Source organism: Mesorhizobium sp. M7A.F.Ca.CA.004.06.1.1 (genome assembly GCF_003999135.1).
Taxonomy (GTDB): Bacteria; Pseudomonadota; Alphaproteobacteria; order Rhizobiales; family Rhizobiaceae; genus Mesorhizobium.
In genome coordinates this window covers 1-719 of record NZ_RZPQ01001329.1, presented here as the reverse complement: position 1 = coordinate 719, position 719 = coordinate 1, and the positions used below count along the sequence as shown (strand labels likewise).

Genomic DNA, 719 nt, shown 5'->3' with positions numbered 1-719 from the left:
TCCCGCGACACGCCGCTTCTGCTCGGCATTATCCTCACCAGCGCAGTCCTGGTCCTTGTCATCAATTTGCTCGTCGACATCGCCTACGCCTTCCTCGATCCGCGCGTAGGCGCCAGCGAGGCCGGCGCATGAGCCCGCTCCGCCGCTTTCTGCGCACGCCCGAGGCGGTCGCCGGCGCCATGCTCCTGGCGGCGCTGATCGCTATGGCGCTGTCGGCGCCGCTGCTGTTCCCCGGCGACCCGCAGGCCATCGCCGGCCCGGCGCTGCTGCCGCCGTTCCAGGACTGGTCGCTGCCGCTCGGCACCGACCGGCTTGGCCGCGACGTGCTGGCCGAGCTTTTTCATGGCGCCCGCACATCGCTGGCTGTCGGGCTCGCGGCCGCGGCCGCCGCACTTGTCGTCGGCGCCGTGGTCGGCACGTTGGCCGGCTTTGCCGGCGGCCTCGTCGACGAGGTGCTGATGCGCATCACCGACGCCTTCCAGACCGTGCCGAGCTTCCTGCTGGCACTGGCCTTCGTCAGCGTCGTCGGACCGTCGCTCGGCGTCGTCGTGATTGCCATCGCGCTCGGCACCTGGACCGGACCAGCCCGGGTCGCCCGCGCGGAAGTCCTCTCCATTCGCGAACGCGATTATGTCGCCGGGGCCAGGGTCATCGGCATGCACCCGCTGGCGATCGCCTTTCGCGAGGTGCTGCCCAATGCCCTGCCGCCGGTGCTGGCG

At 71.2% G+C, this 719-nt stretch carries 1 protein-coding gene and 1 pseudogene; both read left to right on the top strand.

Annotated features, from left to right (window positions below):
• Positions 1-132 (top strand): annotated as a pseudogene (locus tag EN906_RS38695) (ABC transporter permease); the annotation flags it as partial.
• Positions 129-719 (top strand): ABC transporter permease (locus EN906_RS36115; RefSeq protein WP_164777707.1); only part of this gene is annotated, 591 nt, incomplete at its 3' end. The pseudogene EN906_RS38695 and the gene EN906_RS36115, both read left to right, overlap by 4 nt.